We start from the raw sequence: 16368 nt of genomic DNA, 5'->3' as shown, positions 1-16368 counted from the left end.
ATCGCCGCCATGACCCAGATCGCCGTCCTGACCCCCGACCCGTCCGATCCCTCCTATGCGGGCCAGTGGCCGGGGGTGCTGGAGCGGTTGCAGGCGGCGCTGGCGACGGAGGGTATCACGGTCGAACCAATGGCCTGGACGGACCACATCGAGGACGGGTCGGCGCTTAAGGCATTTCTGCTGGTCCTGCCGCTGATCGTCTGGGGCTATCACCGCGATCATGCGCGCTGGGTGAAAGCCTGCGCCACGTGGGAGGCGGCGGGGGTGCGGATGCTGAACCCGCCCTCGGTGCTGACCTGGAACTCGGACAAATCCTATCTGGGGCGACTGGCCGAGCGCGGCGTGGCGATGCCCCGGACGCAGTGGGTCGAGGGCGTGACCCAGGCGGATGTCGATGCCGCCTTCGACCGGTTCGGCACCGATACGGTGGTGGTCAAGCCGCGCGTCTCGGGCGGGGCGTGGCAGACGCTGCGCCTGTCACGCGGTGAGCAGATGCTGGGCGCGCCCGACGGGGCGGCGATGATCCAGCCCTATCTGCCGTCCATCGAAACGGAGGGGGAGATCTCCCTGCTGATCTTCGGCGGCCGGCTCAGTCATGTGGTCAACAAGCGGCCCGTCAACGGCGACTTCCGCATTCAGGTCCAGTACGGCGGCCAGTATGTCGCCCTGCCCGAGCCGCCCGAGGGGGCCTGGGACCTTGCGCAGCGCACGCTGGCCGCGATCGACGAGGACCTGCTGTACGCCCGCATCGACATGGCGCGCGGTCCCGATGGGGGCTGGTTGCTGATGGAGGCGGAGCTGATCGAACCGGACTTCTATCTGGGCTTCGCGCCCGAGGGCGGACGGCGGTTCGCGCAGGCGGTCAAGGCAAGGCTGGCCCAGGCTGCGGCGTGAGGTCGCCTGTCGCGGACGGGCCGGCGTCCCCATGTCGTTGGGCATGAAACGCCGACATCTCCTTGCCGCCGGCCTGAGCTTGCCTGCCCTGTCCTTACCTCTGGTCGCCTGCGGCCAGTCGGCGGTGCCTGCCCCGGAGATCGCCCCTCTCACCGAAGGTCTGGATGCCGCCCTGACGGCGGCGACGGTCAAGGCGGCCCGTGATCTGCCCAAGATGCGCTCCATGATCGTGGCGCGGGACGGCCGGCCTCTGGTCGAGGAGGTGCTGCGCGGGCCGGGTCTGGATACGGCGGTCAACGTCAAGTCCGCCTCAAAGTCCGTGCTGGCCGCCGTCGCCGGGGCGGCGATCGGCAAGGGCCTGCTGACCGGGGTGCATCAGACCGTCGCACCTTTTCTGTCCGACCGCTTTCCGGCCAATCCCGATCCACGCCTGAATGCCCTGACGGTGGGCCATCTTCTGTCGATGCGGGCCGGTCTGGCCTCGACGTCCGGAGCCAACTACGGGGCCTGGGTGTCCAGCCGCGACTGGGTCCGATACGCCCTGGCCCAGCCGTTCGAAAGCGATCCGGGCGGGACGCTGATCTATTCCACCGGCACTTCGCACCTGACCTCGGCGGTGCTGACGCGGGCCTCGGGGCGGTCCACCCTGGCCCTGACGCGCGACCTGCTGGGTGAGCCCATGGGCCTGACCATTCCCGAATGGCCCGCCGATCCGCAGGGCATCTATTTCGGCGGCAATGAGATGCGGCTGTCGCCACGCGCCCTGCTGGCGTTCGGCGAACTGTATCGCAACGATGGCCTGCATCAGGGCGTCCGGGTCCTGCCGGAAGGCTGGGTCGAGGCCTCGTGGGAGCCGCGCGGAAACTCGCGCTGGACGGGCGACGGCCACGGCTATGGCTGGTGGATGCGCAAGGCGCGCGGCCACGATGTTTTCTACGCCTGGGGCTATGGCGGCCAGATGGTCTTTGTTGTGCCGGACCTGCGGCTGACGGTGGTGATGACCTCGGATTCCGCGCCGGTGGAGGCACGCGACGGCCACGTCCAGGCCCTGCATGCGCTGCTGGCCAACGGCTTCATCCCCGCCGCCGAGCGCGGGGCCTAGGCGGCTTCTCCCGACGCCATCAGGTCGCCGCGCGACGGGCACAGGTCGGAGATCACGCAGGCTGCGCACTTCGGTTTGCGCGCCGTGCAGGTGTAGCGGCCGTGCAGGATCAGCCAGTGATGCGCCTTGGGCAGCCAGGCGGCGGGTACGACCTTGTGCAGTTGCGCCTCGACCTTGTCCGGCGTGGCGGCATTGGCCAGGCCCAGGCGGTGCGAGACGCGGAACACATGGGTGTCCACCGCGATGGCGGGCTCGATGCCCAGTTCGTTCAGCACCACGCTGGCCGTCTTTCGTCCTACGCCGGGCAGGGCCTGGAGGTCGGCGCGGTTCAGGGGAACGACGCCCCCATGCTGCTTCAGCACGATCCGGCTGAGCGCGATCACGTTGCGCGCCTTGCCGCGATACAGGCCGATGGAGGCGATGTAGGGCACCAGCCCCTCCTCTCCCAGATCCAGCATCTTCGCGGGCGTATCGGCGACCTTGAACAGCTTGTCGGTCGCCTTGTTGACCGAGACGTCCGTCGCCTGGGCCGACAGGGCGACGGCGACGACCAGGGTGAAGGGATCGGTGAAGTCCAGCTCGGTCTTCGGCTCGGGCATGGTGGCCGCCAGCCGCTGGAAGATCGTCTCGACCCGATGCTCGTCCGGCGGCCAGCCCAAGGCACGGGGGGCGCGCTTGGGCGTCTTCGAGCGCGGCCGATGAGCTGACAATGCGCCTTTCACGGATCTGACGGGGGTGTCGCGCTGGAGACCACGACCGCTTCGATAGGGCGTCCGGAAAGCCAGGTCCTGGCCGCCGCCTTCAGCTCTTCGAGAGTCATGTCGCGGTAATCGACTTCCCATTCCACGGCATCGCGAAGCCTGTACGGCTCGCGGGCCGACCCGTTCAGTGTTCCGAACCACCAGCTGTTCGTGGCACGATTGTCTGCGATGCGCGCGAGGACGGGTGTCCGCACATTGTCCAGCTCCGACTGGGTCACCGTGCCGGAAGCGACATCGGCGACGACGCGACGCACCGCCTCGGTGACCCGGTCCAGATCAGCCGGCGAGGTGGCGACGGCGACCGTCATGGAGCCCTGGTCTCCAAAATCGTCGAAACTGTGCGAGGTGCTCGGGCTATATGTCGCGCCCAATGACTCGCGGACCTCATCACGCACTCGCTCCTGAAGTATGGCCCGCAGCAACTCCAGGGCCCTCTGTTCCCTGCGGCGCGACGGCTCGGAGACGAACAGGGGCCATATGGCCGAGACGAACGCCTGGGCAGCGGGACCTTCGTGAGTAGCGCTGATCGTGGGGCGATCGTCACCGAACCGCAGCAGGAATACCTCGCCCGCCGTCGATGCTGTCGGTGTGCGGCTGGGCAAGGTCCCCATGGTCCGGGCGACAAGATCAATGACCTCGTCCTCGGGCATGTCGCCCACGATGGTGAGCTCCAGGGGTGCCTGGGTCAGGACGGGCCGGAAGATGCGCTCGAAATCAGCCATGGTCAGTGCGTCCATGGCCTCGCGTGGAGGCAGAAGACGCGGCGAGCCAGGTGTGAGCTCCTCGGCCAGTGCGAGGGAAAGCACCGTGGCGGGCTGGGTGCGGTAGGCCCGGTAAAGCGAATCGATGGCCTGACGGCGTTGCCCGACAAAATCGTCCCGGAAGCCGGGATCGCTGAGCAGAGCGCTCGCGAACTGTAGCTGAAGCTCCAGGTCCGCGGGTCGGGTCGATCCCGACAGCTGGAATGCGCGTTCGAGCATCTGCAGGCTCAGCCCGATGCGTCGATCCGGGAACATGTCCTGGATATCGCGCAAGCTGTGTTTACCCAGCCCGCCGGCGTTCACAAAGGCGGCACCCATGCTGGCGGCCTGATAGTCGGCATCGGCGACTCCCGCACGGCCGTCACCCAGTCGCACGGCCATGGTGATCAGATCCCGAGTGAAGGCTACGGACTTCACGTTCAGGACAAGTCCGTTGTCGAACCGTACGCGGGTGAATTCCGGCGCTGCGATCGTTTCGCGCGAGACGATCCGGCCAAGTGTCCCCGTTTCGCCATAGGCCCAGGTGGCGGCGGATTCGTCCATCTGTGCCGCCGGGAGGGGAGAGGCCGACACCTGCTGCCAGACAGCCTTCACGTCGTCCTCGTTCGGGGGTTGCGGCATCACGATCGAGATCAGAGGCTCCGAGCCATTCCAGGCGCGAGCGAAATCCTCGCGCACGTCATTGGCGGAGATGCCGGCGACGACGCTGTCATAGATGTCGGGAATGCTGCTCGGGTGAACGAACGCGCTGGCGTCCAGGTCATGGAGCGGAAAGGCAGACACGAGGGCGTCGGAAAGGCTTTCACTGTAGCGGTCGTCAGCCTGTTCGATGGCTGTGGCGTTGAACCGTTTCTGGGCGTCTACGATGCGGGCGATCTCGCGCGCTTCGACACCATGCGCCTGAAGCCGACGGACTTCCGTCAAAGCCGATGTCATGGCTCGCGCCCAGTCGCCTTCTGCAGCCGGCGTGACATTCAGGCATACGGCGTTGGCCTCGCGCGTCCAGGGCGACCATGCGACACCTGCCGAGGTGAACGGGGCGTCGGCCCCCTGAGCCAGCAAGGCCAGACGACGGTTGAGAATGCCCGTCCACAGGCCCCTGACGATGTTGGCACGGCGGCGCGAGAGTGTATCGGGGCCCAGCGCCTTCCAGGCGGTCAAGCGGCAGGCGCTGACGCCAGTGGGCAGGGTTTCGCTGGAGTAGGCCATCACATCCAACGGGCGGGCGAGGTCGAACGGTGTGGCCTGCGATCTGGGCGGGGGCTCGCCTGTCGCCGTCCAGCTGCTGAAATTGTCGCGTACCGCAGTTTCAAGAGTATCCAAGGGCAGGTCGCCGACGACCGTCAGCACGGCGTTGTCCGGGCGGTACCAGGAGCGGTGAAACGCGGCCATGGCCTGGGCGTCGATGGTGCGAATACTTTCTGGAGTTCCGATAGGCTGGCGCAGGCGACTTCTGGCGGTGGGAGCGGCAAAGGCCTGATAGGCTTCGCGCCATGTGAGCGCCGGGCCCAGGCGAGCGTCATGTTCGGCCAGCACCACACCACGCTCGCGATTCACCGCGTCAGGTGTGAGCAAGAGGCCATCGCCAATGTCTCGCATCCACCCGAATGCGAGCGCCAGACTCGCCGCATCGGTCCCCGGCAGATCGACCTTGTAAGTGGTCGCGAAGGTCGAGGTGGAAGCGTTCTGATCCCGCCCAAAGGCCACGCCGGCTTCGGCGAAGCGTCGGGCCAACTCGCCTTCGGCCAGACCCTGAGTGCCATTGAAGGCCATATGCTCCAGAAAGTGAGCTATGCCACCCTGGCCGTCCGGCTCTTCATAACTGCCGACATCGAAGCGAAGCCTGATCGAAAGCCCGCCGGCCGGACGATCGTTGGAGAGCAGTGCGTAGCGCAATCCGTTGGGCAGAGTGCCTTGCCGAACAGCCGGGTCCATCGGAATGACGGCGGCGTTCGACGTTTCCTGAGCAGCCGCAGGAAGGGGACCGAGAGTCGAGAGGCAGGAGACGGCCGCGGCCAGGCAGGCGATCCAGAATATTGGGTGTTTCAAGTTCGCTCCGCGACCCGCACTTCAGCCCGTACACGCTAGCCGTGCGAACCCGGTTTCCCAAGGCCGAAAACGGAGGGTTGATTTCTGGACAGTCTTGTCCATTTATGCGCCACGTTCTTCTCCTCCCCGAGACTGTCCCATGGCCCTGTCGCCCGTTCTCAAGAAACGCCTGCCCCTGATCGTCGGCGGGATCGCCGCCGTCGCCATCGCCATCGGCGGTGTGGTCTGGTGGCAGGGACAGCAGCGGTGGGAGGGCACGGACAATGCCTTCGTCCATGCCGACACGACCAGCGTCAGCCCCCAGATCGACGGCTATGTCGTCGAGGTGCTGGTCGCCGACAACCAGCGGGTCGAGGCCGGTCAGGTGCTGTTGCGGCTCGACGACCGCGATGCGAAGGCCGACGTGGCCCAGGCCGAGGCCAATCTGGCGGCGGTGACGGCGGCGGTGTCCAATGTCGATGCCCGCGCCATCCAGGAGCAGGCCACTATCGCCAGCCGCGCCGCCGGCGTCGCCCAGGCCCGCGCCCAGGCCGATTTGGCCGCCCAGCAGGTCGAACGCTACGACCGCCTGGCCCAGCAGGGTTGGGTCTCGCAGCAGAGGATCGAGACCGAACGCGCCGGGGCCCGCACGGCCCAGGCCTCGGTGGCCGAGGCCCAGGCGGCCCTGGTCGCCGAACAGCGCACGGTCGGCGTCCTGGGCTCGACCCGCGAACAGTCGCTGGCGGCCGTGCAGCAGGCGCGGACCCAGCTGGAACAGGCGCAGCTGACGCTGGAGCGGACCGTCATTCGCGCGCCCGTCGCCGGTGTGGTCGGCGCGCGCGGCGTGCGCGTCGGACAATATGTGCGGCCTGGCGGACAGGTGCTGTCCATCGTGCCGCTGGGCGACGCCTATATCGTCGCCAACTTCAAGGAGACCCAGGTCGATCGCCTGCGTCTGGGCCAGACGGTGCAGATCCACGCCGACGCCTTTCCGGGCGAGGACCTGACCGGTCATATCGACAGTTTCGCCCCGGCCACGGGGTCGGAGTTCGCGCTCATTCCCATCGAGAACGCGACCGGCAACTTCACCAAGATCACCCAGCGCGTGCCGGTGCGCATCCGCGTCGATCGCGCCGGAGCGGCCCTGCGTCCCGGGCTGTCGGTGGCGGTCAAGGTCGATCTGAAGAGCCCGGGCGGGCTGAGCTTCGCCGAAGCCGCCGCCGGGGTGACCCAGACGGCTGAGGTCGGGCGTTAGGGCCATGACGGCCGCCGCCCCCACAGTGACCGACAGCGGTGCGCCCCCGACCGCACCTTCCGTCAACTGGACCATCCTGCTGCTCGGCTTCGCCGGCATGGTGATCGGCCAGTTCATGGCCATTCTCGACATCCAGATCGTCGCCTCGTCCCTGCCACAGATCCAGTCCGGCATCGGGGCCTCGGCGGACGAGATCAGCTGGATCCAGACCGCCTATCTGATCCCCGAGGTCGTGATGATCCCGCTGTCAGGCTATCTGTCGCGGCTGTGGGGCACGCAGAAGGTGTTTCTGGTTTCCTGCTCGGGCTTTCTGCTGATGAGCATCGCCACGGGGATGTCGTCCTCGATCGAGGCGATGATCTTCTTTCGCGCGCTTCAGGGGTTCGTCGGCGGAGCCATGATCCCGACCGTTTTCGCCGTCGCCTTCACCGCCTTTCCGCCCAAGCAGAGGGTCACGGCCAGTATCGTGATGGGCCTGATCGTCACCCTGGCCCCGACCATCGGGCCGACGCTGGGCGGGCACCTGACGGAATGGCTGAGCTGGCGCTGGCTGTTCTTCATCAACGTCATCCCAGGTATGTTGGTGCTGTTTCTGGTCGGGCGCTACGCCAATTTCGACAAGGGCGATCCGTCCCTGTCCAAGGGGTTCGACTGGTGGGGCCTGGCCCTGATGGCGACCTTTCTGATGAGCCTGCAATTCGTGCTGGAAGAAGGGTCCAAGAACGACTGGTTCGCCGATGAGATGATCCTGCTGCTGACCGTCGTTGCCGCGGTGACCGGTCCGGCCTTCGTCTGGCGATCGCTGGCCTATCGCAATCCGATCGTGGAACTGAGGGCCTTTGCCAACCGGAACTTCATGGTGGGGGTGGTGATGACCTTCACCGTGGGCGCGGCACTGTTCGGCGGGACCTTCCTGCTGCCGCTGTTCCTGTCGCGGGTGCAGAATTATTCGCCGGCCGAGGTCGGGACGACCATGGTGGTGTCGGGTCTGTCGATGTTCCTGACGGCACCCTTCGCCGGGCGGCTGGTGCGGTTGCTGGACTTGCGCATCCTGATGTTCGTGGGCTTCATGCTGTGCGCCTGGGGCATGTGGGATGCCCATGCGGTCACGACCGAATGGGGCTTCTGGCAGTTCGCGGGTGTGCAGGCCATGCGCGGCGTCGGCGTCATGCTGGCCATGATCGCGGCACAACAGGTAACGATGTCGACCCTGCCCGATCACATGGTCAAGAACGCCTCGGGCCTGGTGAACCTGTCGCGCAACGTCGGCGGTGCCTTTGGTCTGGCGATGCTGAACACCTCACTGACCCAGAATACGGCCCTGCACATGAATGAGCTGACCCAGGCCATTCCGGTCACCGACGACCGGATGGCGACGATGCTGGCGGGCATGCAGGAGCGGTTCGCCGGCTCCATCGATCCGGCGGGCGCGGCGATGAAGGCGGTCTATGGCATGCTGCAAAGACAGGCCACGACGCTGGCGTTCGGCGACGCCTTTGCGCTGCTGGCCATCGCCTGTGCCTTTGCGGGCTTCGTCACCCTGCTGGCGCGTCCGGTGAAGCCTGGAGCCGCCGGGCCTGCGATGGACGCCCACTGATGGCGCGGGTGGCGGGACAGGTCGATGAGGCGAAGACCCAAGCCATTCTGGACGCGGCCCTGGCCCTGTTCGCCGAGAAGGGCGCGCTGACCTCCATGGAGTCCATCGCGCGTCGGGCAGGCGTGTCGCGACAGACCCTGTACAATCGCTTTGCCTCCAAGGTGGAGATCGGCCAGGCCCTGGCGGCGCGGCGGGCGGCGGCCCTGACCGAGCCGCTGCGCACGGGCGGCGAGCCTTTGGCGGTGCTGGCCGGCTATGCCGAGGGGCTGCTGCACAAGATGCGCGGCGACACCGGGCCGGATGCGCTGCGCGGGGTGGCGCTGATGTCGCCGACCGCGCCGGAATTGGCCCAGGCCGTCTATCGCGCCGGTCCAGCCGAGGGATTGAGACGGCTGTCGGCCTGGCTGGCGGAGCAGGATCGCGCCGGGCATCTGTCGATCCCCGATCCGGATGCCGCGGCCGAGCTGTATGTCGGCATGATCATGGGCCACGGCCATCTGCGCACGATTTTGAACATCCCCCATCCGCCCTTCAATCTGGAGGCGCGGGCGCGGGAGACGGCGGAGCGATTCCTCAAGGCGTTCGCGCCGGGCTGAGCCTTGGCCCTCCTCGCCAATCGGCCTAGACCACGGTCAAAGTAGTTCAAGGAGCGTCGCCCATGTTGATCCATCTGTCGTCCTGGCCCGAGATCGATGCACGGTTGAAGCAGACGAAGACCGTGGTGGTGCCGATCGGCTCCAACGAACAGCACGGGCCGACGGGCCTTCTGGGCACCGACTGGATGTGCCCCGAAATCATCGCCCATGCGGCGGTAAAGACCGATGAGAGCCTGGTTGTCGCTCCGACCTTCAATATCGGCATGGCCCAGCATCACCTGGCCTTTGCGGGGACGATTTCGCTGCGTCCCTCGACCTTCATGGCCGCGATTACCGACTGGGTGTCGTCGCTGAGCCGGCACGGCTTCGAGCGCATCTATTTCCTGAATGGCCACGGCGGCAATGTCGCCACCATCGAGGCGACGTTCGCGGAAATCTATGCGGAGTGGAGTTTTGTCGAGGAGCGCCCGCCCTTCGTGCTGAAGCTGAAGAACTGGTGGGACCTGCCGGGCGTCAACAGCCTGTGCAATCGCCTCTTCCCGACCGGCCACGGCATGCATGCGACCCCGTCCGAGATCGCGGTGACCCAGGCGGCCTATCCGGACTGGATCAAGACAGCCGACTACAGCCCGCAGATCGCGCCGTCCGGGCCAATCCGCGATGCGCTCGACTATCGCGCCCGCTTCCCCGACGGCCGCATCGGCTCGGACCCGGCGCAGGCCAGTCCGGAAAAGGGACAGACCATCATAGACGCCGCCGTGCCCGCCTTGCTCAAGGATGTGGCCGACTTCTCGAACGAAGTCTTGCCGCAGGGCTGAATGAGGCGCAGGGCTGGATCATGACCCCCATCGATCGCGCCTTGAAGACGGGCCGCAAGCTCAACCGGAACGCGGCCAGGGCCGGCGACACAGCCTGGTCCGGCGGCGAGATGTTGTCGGCCGCGGGCGACGTCATCGCCGCCCGGATGAAGATCATGGCCGACGGCCTGACCGACCCGGCCAAGGTCGATCTGAAGGAACTGTCGCTGATGACCAGCGAAAAGGTCGAGGCCCTGTCGGAATCGGCAGCAGTCCTGGGCCAGACCTTCGGCGACATCGGCCAGAGGCTGAACGCCAATGCCGTCACCGAGGCAGGCCTCGCCAGCCGCGCCGCCTCGGCCATCGCCGGGGCCTCGACCCCGGCGGCGGCCATGCAGGCGCAATACAGCTATGCCTTGGGCTGGTGGAGCCGGGCGGCGGGCCAGATACTGACCCTCAACACCGAACTGCTGAAGGGCCAGGCCGAGGCGTTGAAGCCCATCCACCGCACGGCGGTGGCCAATGCGAAGCGGCTGAAACGCTGATCGCCGTCAGCGTTTGCGGGCCACGATGAAGGGGCGGCGCATTCCGCCCCTGGTCGCATGGTCTTCGTTGGCGAGAAGCTCGAAGCCGGACGAGACGACACGCTCGCAAAGGTCCGCCTGCTTGAAGACGCTCACATAGGGAGCCTTGCCGATTGCCCGCATGACCGGCAGCAAAACATGGCTCAACAGCGGGTTCATGTCTCCGAGACAGGGCGTCTTGGAGATGAACAGACCGCCCGGGGCCAGCAGGGCGTGGATGCGGGCCAGGGTCGTGGGCACATCGCGGACCATGTGCAGATAGTTGAACCCCAGAACCGCATTGTAGCGCCCGACCTCCAGAACCGAGGCCTCTGCCGTCCCGACCTGAAAGGTGAGGGACGGGACGGGTCCGGCGGCATATTTCTCCCTAGCGATCTCTATCATTCCGGCGGAAAGGTCCGTCGCCAGATAGCGGTGCACGTCCCCGGCCAGTCGCAGGGCTGTACTGCCGGTTCCGCAGCCCAGTTCCAGGACATGATCGTCGGGCCCCAGAAGCGCGCGGGTTCGTTCCAGGCTGCGCTCATATCCCGCCTGATCGGCGATGGCATCTCTCGCATATTTGCGCGAAATCCGGTCCCAGAATTGCGCATCGATGGCGGTCGTCATGCAGCGAATTCCTGTACAGCAACGCTTAGCGCACACCTATGGCAGGTAGGTTGCGGAAACAGAAGTCCTGGACTGTAGGCGTCGATATCCCGTCTAGCGGAACGGCGGCTCGTCGAAGGCGCGCAGCTTGCGGGAATGCAGGCGGTTGCCCTCGGCTCGCAGCAGGTCGATGGCGTGGATGCCGATCTGAAGGTGTTCCGAGATGGAGCCCTCATAGAAGCGGTTGGCCTGACCCGGCAGTTTGATCTCGCCATGCAGCGGCTTGTCCGACACGCACAGCAGGGTCCCGTATGGCACGCGGAAGCGATAGCCCTGGGCGGCGATGGTGGCGCTCTCCATGTCGATGGCCACGGCGCGGCTCTGGTTGAAGCGCAGCGCCGACTTGGAATAGCGCAGCTCCCAGTTCCGGTCGTCGGTGGTGACGACCGTGCCGGTGCGCAGGCGGCGCTTGACCTCTTCGCCCGGCGCGCCGGAGACCTGTTTGGCGGCGTCGTAGAGGGCGCGCTGAACCTCCGCGATCGAGGGGATCGGAATGTCCGGCGGCAGGACCGCGTCCAGCACATGGTCGTCGCGCAGATAGGCGTGGGCCAGGACATAGTCGCCGATCGTCTGGCTGGGACGTAGGCCGCCGCAGTGGCCGATCATCATCCAGGCGTGCGGGCGGGTCACGGCCAGGTGGTCGCAGATCGTCTTGGCGTTGGACGGCCCGACCCCGATGTTGACCAGGGTGATGCCCGCATGACCCGGCGCGGTCAGGTGATAGGCCGGCATCTGGTGCTTCTTCCAGGCCGCGTCCATGGCCGCTGCCTCCAAATCCGGCGTGTCGCGCGTCAGCACCACGCCGCCTGCGCAGGACAGGGTCTCATAGGCGCTGTCGGGGTCGGTCAGCTGGGCACAGGCCCAGCGCACGAACTCGTCGACATAGCGATTGTAGTTGGTGAACAGCACATAGGACTGGACGTCCTCGACCGGCGTGCCGGTATAGTGCCGCAGCCGCGCCAGCGAAAAGTCGGTGCGCAGGCCGTCGAACTGGGCCAGCGGAAGGTCCTTGCCCAGGTCGAACAGGCCGTCGGAAATCTCGTCGCCGATATGAGCCAGGTCCGTGGTCGGGAAATAGCGGGCGACGGCGGCGGTCTGGGTCCGGTCCAGCACGACGTCCGAGCCGTCCATCACATAGGGAAACGGAATCTCCTGTTCGGACGGCCGCACTTCGAACGTCGCGCCATAGTCCTGTTCCAGCAGGGTCAGCTGTTCCAGCAGATAGGATCGGTAAAGGTCCGGCCGGGTGATGGTGGTGGCATAGACGCCGGGGCGTGAGAGCCTGGCATAGGCGCGGCTGGCCAGATTGTCGGGCCGGTCGCCGAACCAGCTGACCCGCAGCTCGGGATAGGCGAACAGGCCCTTGGCCCGGGCCTCGCCATCGGCGCGCTCGCCGGTTTTCAGGAAGCTGCCCACGGCGGCGCGCAAGTTCGCGACGGATTGGGCGTAGAGGGTTTCGAGGCGGTCCAGGGCCGCCAATGCCTGCGTCGAGGCTGTCATCGTGTTTGTCATGATCTCCCCTAGCGGAAGAAGATGACCTTGGCGAGACAGCCACGCTTCATTGGGGGCGCTAGCGCTCGCGACGCGGTCGCTTGCTATTTGAGCGCGGGTTTTGCACCGCTACGTCGGGTAGACCGCGCGGTTTCAGCCGAGCTCGCGGCGCAGGAAGGCGGTGACGTCGTCCAGAACCGGAGCCTTCTTGCGGAACAGAGGCGAGAAGGTCGCGATCAGGTCAGCGTGGTTCAGCCCCGGATAGAGTTTCGCCTCGCAGCGCCCACCGACGGCGATCATCCGGTCGCGCAGGATGACGGTGTCCTCGTCATGGACCACAACATCGTCGGTGCCGTGCCCCAGCCATAGCGGTGGCGCGTCGGCGCGGGCGAAGGTCACCGGCTGGGTCAGGGTCGGGTCCGATGCGCGGCCAAAGGCATTGCGCGAGGCGGCTACGTCGAAGGGCAGGAAGTCATAAGGCCCCGCCAGGCCGGCGGCGGCCTTGATCAGTTCGGGCTGGTCCACGGCCGCCATATAGCGGCGGTCCAGGGTGATCATCATGGCCAGATGCGCCCCGGCGGAATGGCCCAGGACGCCCAGGCGGGCCGGATCGCCGCCATAGGTCGCGGCCAGTTCGCCTGCCCGCGCCGTGGCGGACGCCGCATCCTGGATGAAGGCCGGGAAATGCACCTGGGGCACCAGGCGATAGTCGGGCACGAAGACGACGAAGCCCCGCGCGGCCAGGGCCTGGGCGGCCCAACCATAGACGGTGCGATCTCCCGAATCCCAGCCGCCGCCGTAGAAGAAGACCAGCACCGGCAGGTTTGTCGCCTGGGCGGGCGCATAGACGTCCATCTTCTGGCGGGGGTCGTCGCCGTAAGCCAGGTCGCGCGCCACACGCCCGGCCCCGCGATCGCGTGGTCCGACTGCGTTCAACAGCGACAACGGCGAACAGGCGGCGGCGGCAAGGCCCAGCAGGGGGGCGAACAGGCCTCTTCGGGTCATGGGTGTCCTGTGGAATGCGGCTTCGCGTCAGATACGCACGAAGCCACGCTTCGGCTCAATCTCGAACGAAATTAATGCCCTGAAGGTCGACGCTCGCCGCGCCCGTCATTTTTCATTCCCGAAACTGTCGTCAAAACTTTACAAATGCAGAAAAGCGCGCATTCTTCCGTCCGAACCCGGAGCGAATTCGGGAGAATTTGGAGGATTTCCCGATGCGCCTGTCCGCTGTTTCGGCTGCAACTCTGCTGGTTCTGGCCAGCGCCGCGCCCGCCCTGGCCCAGAATTTTTCGACCCCGAACCAGGCCCAGCTTCCGCCTGCGCCGCGGGCGTCACAGCAGGTGGCTCAGCCGCGTGCCGTCATGGTCTGCGACGCCGACGCCGCTACCCGCGTCGCCTTCACGCGCGAATACGGCTCGGCACCGGTCTTCATCACCGCCCGTCAGGCCGTCGATGTCCGCCGCACGGGCGAGACCTGGTTCACGCCGCGCTGCATGACGGCCCGCGAGCATGATCGCTACGTCAATCTGACCCGGTCGATCGCTGCGCGGTGATCAGACACTAATGCGCTCAAGCAACGAGGCCCCGCGGGCCGAGTGATAGCGCCCCAAGAAGAAAGCCCCGCAGTCTGCGCGACTGCGGGGCTTTCTGCCGTCAGGTCCGGATCACTCCGCCGGCTTCAGATACTTGTCCAGCCAGCCAAAGACCTCGTTGTGCCATTGCAAGCTATTCGCCGGGCGCAGCACCCAGTGGTTTTCATCGGGGAAGACCACCAGCCGACTGTCGATGCCCTTGCGCTGAAGGGCCGTGAAGGTCGACAGGCCCTGGGCGGTCGGTATGCGGAAGTCCAGATCGCCCTGGATGACCAGCATCGGATCGCGCCAGTTGCGGACGTGGTTGGCGGGATTGAATTCCTGATAACCGCGCGGGTTCTCCCAGGGCGTGCCGCCATATTCCCACTCGGTGAACCACAGCTCCTCGGTCGAATAGCCCATGCCGAAGGTGTCGAAGACCCCGTCGTGATTGACCAGGCAGTCGAACGCGCCCGACCAGTTGCCCGCGATCCAGTTGATCATATAGCCGCCGTAGGACGCGCCGAGCGCGCAGGCGTTCTCGCCGTCGATGAAGTCGTACTTCTCCTGCGCGGCGGCCCAGCCCTTCTGCAGGTCTTCCAGCGGGCGGTCGCCCCAGTGCTGGCTAATGGAATCGGTGAAGGCCTGGCCGTAGCCGGTCGAGCCGTGGAAATCGATCATTACCACCGCATAGCCTGCGCCCGCATAGGTCATGGGGTTCCAGCGGTAGGACCAGCTGTTGCCGAACGACCCCTGCGGCCCGCCGTGGATCAGAAAGGCAACCGGGTATTTCTGACCCGGGGAGGCATTGGCGGGCTTGATGACATAGCCGTAGACCTCCTCGCCGTTCCAGCCGGCGAAGGTGAACTGTTCGGCCTCTCCGAAGGCACGGTCGTCCAGTTGCGGGTTCACATTGGTGATCCGGGTCGGCATTTCGCGACCCCGGAAGGTCTTGACGAACAGCTCGCTGGGCCGGGTCAGGCTGTCCTGGGCGAAGACGAAGCCGGACGGCGTCTGCTGGAAGGCCGAGACATGGCCCTCGCCCGTGATCGGCACGACAGAGCCTGACGTCACATCGATGGCGAACAGGCGGGTCTGACCGACGTCGCCGGCGGTGGTGTACAGGGTCTGACCGTCCTTCGACCATTGCAGGCTGTCCGCCGACCGGTCCCAGTTGGCCGCGATCTGGCGCACCTGGCCAGAGGCCACGTCGCGCAGGAAGACGGCGTATTTGTCGGCCTCGAAACCGGGCCGGGCCATGGCGCGATAGGCCAGGGTACGACCGTCGGGCGAAAACACGGGGCCAGTGTCCCAGGCCTCATTGTCGTCGGTCAGATTGTTCAGCTGTCCCGGTGCCGAGACAGAGACCTGATAGAGGTCGAAATTGGTGCTCCAGGGCTCGCTCTGACCCGCCTGACGCGAGGCGAAGACGACGGACTGGCCGTCGGGCGCAAAGGTGAATTCGCTCTCGTCGCCAAAAGGCTTGGAGGGGGTGTCGCCGTCGAAGCCGCGGGTGACCCAGACCGGCTCGCCCGTCGCCGCACCGGTGGCGCCGATGTCCTGCACGAAGAGATGGTTCTGGGTGTGGTCGTTCCAGGTGTCCCAGTGGCGCACGAACATGCGGTCATAGACCTGGCCGGTGTTCTTCTGGGCCGCCACGGCCTGGCTGCGCTCGACCGAAGCGGCCAGGGTCTCGGCCTCGGGATAGACGGCCAGGGACACGACCACGCGCCCGGCGTCGGGGCTGAGGCGATAGGCATTGACGTCGGTGGGCAGGTTTGTGACCTGCACGGGTCCGGTGCCGTCGGCCTCGGCCCGCCAGACCTGGCTGGAGCCGGACCGTCCCGACAGGAAGTACAGCTTTCCATCCGCGCCCCAGCGCGCGGTATTGGCCCCGCCCTCGTTGATGGCCAGCCGCACCGGTTCGCCCGGATTGGTCAGGTCCAGGGCATACAGAGCACCCGCCCGGCTGTTAGCCGCCACATCCGTGGTCGTCACCGAATAGACGACCCAGCGCCCGTCCGGCGACACCTGCGGATCGCCCAGGCGATTGGCCGGGATCATGTCCTGATAGGTGAAGGGCGTCTGGCCCTGAGCGGATGTCGCTGCGGCGGGCGACGCCGCGGTTGGGGCCTCGGCCAGGGCCGGAACGGCGGCGACGAGCGCCAGGGCGCAGCAGGCGCCGGCAAGCAGGGAGCGGTGACGCATCGGACGGTTCTCCTCAATCAGGCGACTGGCCTAGCACCGTCATCCACACAGGCAAAGCCGGGCCGCTTGCGGAGG

14 protein-coding genes are annotated in these 16368 nt (G+C 66.6%); 8 read left to right on the top strand and 6 right to left on the bottom strand.

Annotated features, from left to right (window positions below; translation table 11 throughout):
• Positions 1–9: 9 nt before the first annotated feature.
• Both JHC81_RS03040 and JHC81_RS03035 read left to right on the top strand, forming a co-directional pair.
• Complete coding sequence (locus tag JHC81_RS03040) at positions 10–894, top strand: transporter (protein ID WP_292170485.1); 885 nt, start codon at positions 10–12, stop codon at positions 892–894.
• 43 nt (positions 895–937) lie between these two features.
• Positions 938–1996, top strand: a complete 1059-nt coding sequence (locus JHC81_RS03035; RefSeq protein ID WP_292170482.1) for a serine hydrolase — start codon at positions 938–940, stop codon at positions 1994–1996.
• Here the strand turns inward: JHC81_RS03035 and nth are convergent.
• A complete protein-coding gene (gene nth, locus JHC81_RS03030; protein ID WP_292170479.1) occupies positions 1993–2706 on the bottom strand; it encodes an endonuclease III in 714 nt (237 codons plus the stop codon). The two genes, JHC81_RS03035 and nth, sit on opposite strands and share 4 nt — an antisense overlap.
• Positions 2707–2714: 8 nt before the next feature.
• Entirely contained in the window at positions 2715–5414 is a 2700-nt protein-coding gene (locus JHC81_RS03025; protein ID WP_292170477.1) for an insulinase family protein, read from the bottom strand.
• Between the two features lie 292 nt (positions 5415–5706).
• On the opposite strand from JHC81_RS03025, the gene JHC81_RS03020 reads away from it, so the two are divergent.
• From JHC81_RS03020 to JHC81_RS03000, 5 genes are all read left to right on the top strand, one after another.
• Positions 5707–6801: an HlyD family secretion protein gene (locus JHC81_RS03020; RefSeq protein WP_292170476.1), complete on the top strand. Its 1095-nt coding sequence runs from the start codon at positions 5707–5709 to the stop codon at positions 6799–6801.
• Between the two features lie 4 nt (positions 6802–6805).
• Entirely contained in the window at positions 6806–8398 is a 1593-nt protein-coding gene (locus tag JHC81_RS03015) for a DHA2 family efflux MFS transporter permease subunit (RefSeq protein ID WP_292170473.1), read from the top strand.
• Positions 8398–8994, top strand: a complete 597-nt coding sequence (locus tag JHC81_RS03010) for a TetR/AcrR family transcriptional regulator (RefSeq protein ID WP_292170471.1) — start codon at positions 8398–8400, stop codon at positions 8992–8994. The genes JHC81_RS03015 and JHC81_RS03010 overlap by 1 nt, the downstream gene beginning before the upstream one ends.
• A gap of 62 nt (positions 8995–9056) precedes the next feature.
• Positions 9057–9812 (top strand): creatininase family protein, encoded by a 756-nt coding sequence (locus tag JHC81_RS03005; RefSeq protein ID WP_292170469.1) that lies wholly within the window; start codon positions 9057–9059, stop codon positions 9810–9812.
• 20 nt (positions 9813–9832) lie between these two features.
• The gene (locus JHC81_RS03000) at positions 9833–10336 is read left to right on the top strand and encodes a phasin (protein WP_292170467.1); all 504 of its coding nucleotides are present in this window, start codon (positions 9833–9835) and stop codon (positions 10334–10336) included.
• 6 nt (positions 10337–10342) lie between these two features.
• Here JHC81_RS03000 and JHC81_RS02995 read toward each other — a convergent pair whose 3' ends face one another.
• The 3 genes from JHC81_RS02995 to JHC81_RS02985 form a co-directional block, all read right to left on the bottom strand.
• Positions 10343–10981: a class I SAM-dependent methyltransferase gene (locus JHC81_RS02995; RefSeq protein ID WP_292170466.1), complete on the bottom strand. Its 639-nt coding sequence runs from the start codon at positions 10979–10981 to the stop codon at positions 10343–10345.
• A gap of 93 nt (positions 10982–11074) precedes the next feature.
• Entirely contained in the window at positions 11075–12520 is a 1446-nt protein-coding gene (locus JHC81_RS02990; RefSeq protein WP_292170530.1) for an AMP nucleosidase, read from the bottom strand.
• A 144-nt stretch (positions 12521–12664) separates the two neighbouring features.
• The gene (locus JHC81_RS02985; protein ID WP_292170464.1) at positions 12665–13516 is read right to left on the bottom strand and encodes an alpha/beta hydrolase; all 852 of its coding nucleotides are present in this window, start codon (positions 13514–13516) and stop codon (positions 12665–12667) included.
• A gap of 212 nt (positions 13517–13728) precedes the next feature.
• Between JHC81_RS02985 and JHC81_RS02980 the strand changes: the two genes are divergently transcribed.
• Positions 13729–14067 (top strand): hypothetical protein, encoded by a 339-nt coding sequence (locus JHC81_RS02980; protein ID WP_292170461.1) that lies wholly within the window; start codon positions 13729–13731, stop codon positions 14065–14067.
• A gap of 111 nt (positions 14068–14178) precedes the next feature.
• Here the strand turns inward: JHC81_RS02980 and JHC81_RS02975 are convergent, their stop codons facing one another.
• Positions 14179–16293 (bottom strand): S9 family peptidase, encoded by a 2115-nt coding sequence (locus tag JHC81_RS02975; RefSeq protein WP_292170458.1) that lies wholly within the window; start codon positions 16291–16293, stop codon positions 14179–14181.
• Positions 16294–16368: the final 75 nt, after the last annotated feature.

The sequence above is a fragment of the Brevundimonas sp. genome (assembly GCF_016463295.1).
GTDB lineage: Bacteria > Pseudomonadota > Alphaproteobacteria > Caulobacterales > Caulobacteraceae > Brevundimonas.
This window is presented reverse-complemented; position numbering and strand designations above follow the sequence as displayed.

What these genes read in the sequence shown, in the direction of transcription:
- JHC81_RS03000 (WP_292170467.1), top strand. Translation starts at nt 9,833, where the DNA reads ATGACCCCCATCGATCGCGCCTTGAAGACGGGCCGCAAGCTCAACCGG.
- JHC81_RS02990 (WP_292170530.1), bottom strand. Translation starts at nt 12,520, where the DNA reads ATGACAGCCTCGACGCAGGCATTGGCGGCCCTGGACCGCCTCGAAACC.
- JHC81_RS03035 (WP_292170482.1), top strand. Translation starts at nt 938, where the DNA reads ATGAAACGCCGACATCTCCTTGCCGCCGGCCTGAGCTTGCCTGCCCTG.
- JHC81_RS02985 (WP_292170464.1), bottom strand. Translation starts at nt 13,516, where the DNA reads ATGACCCGAAGAGGCCTGTTCGCCCCCCTGCTGGGCCTTGCCGCCGCC.
- JHC81_RS03010 (WP_292170471.1), top strand. Translation starts at nt 8,398, where the DNA reads ATGGCGCGGGTGGCGGGACAGGTCGATGAGGCGAAGACCCAAGCCATT.
- JHC81_RS03005 (WP_292170469.1), top strand. Translation starts at nt 9,057, where the DNA reads ATGTTGATCCATCTGTCGTCCTGGCCCGAGATCGATGCACGGTTGAAG.
- JHC81_RS03040 (WP_292170485.1), top strand. Translation starts at nt 10, where the DNA reads ATGACCCAGATCGCCGTCCTGACCCCCGACCCGTCCGATCCCTCCTAT.
- JHC81_RS02975 (WP_292170458.1), bottom strand. Translation starts at nt 16,293, where the DNA reads ATGCGTCACCGCTCCCTGCTTGCCGGCGCCTGCTGCGCCCTGGCGCTC.
- JHC81_RS02980 (WP_292170461.1), top strand. Translation starts at nt 13,729, where the DNA reads ATGCGCCTGTCCGCTGTTTCGGCTGCAACTCTGCTGGTTCTGGCCAGC.
- JHC81_RS03015 (WP_292170473.1), top strand. Translation starts at nt 6,806, where the DNA reads ATGACGGCCGCCGCCCCCACAGTGACCGACAGCGGTGCGCCCCCGACC.
- JHC81_RS02995 (WP_292170466.1), bottom strand. Translation starts at nt 10,981, where the DNA reads ATGACGACCGCCATCGATGCGCAATTCTGGGACCGGATTTCGCGCAAA.
- JHC81_RS03020 (WP_292170476.1), top strand. Translation starts at nt 5,707, where the DNA reads ATGGCCCTGTCGCCCGTTCTCAAGAAACGCCTGCCCCTGATCGTCGGC.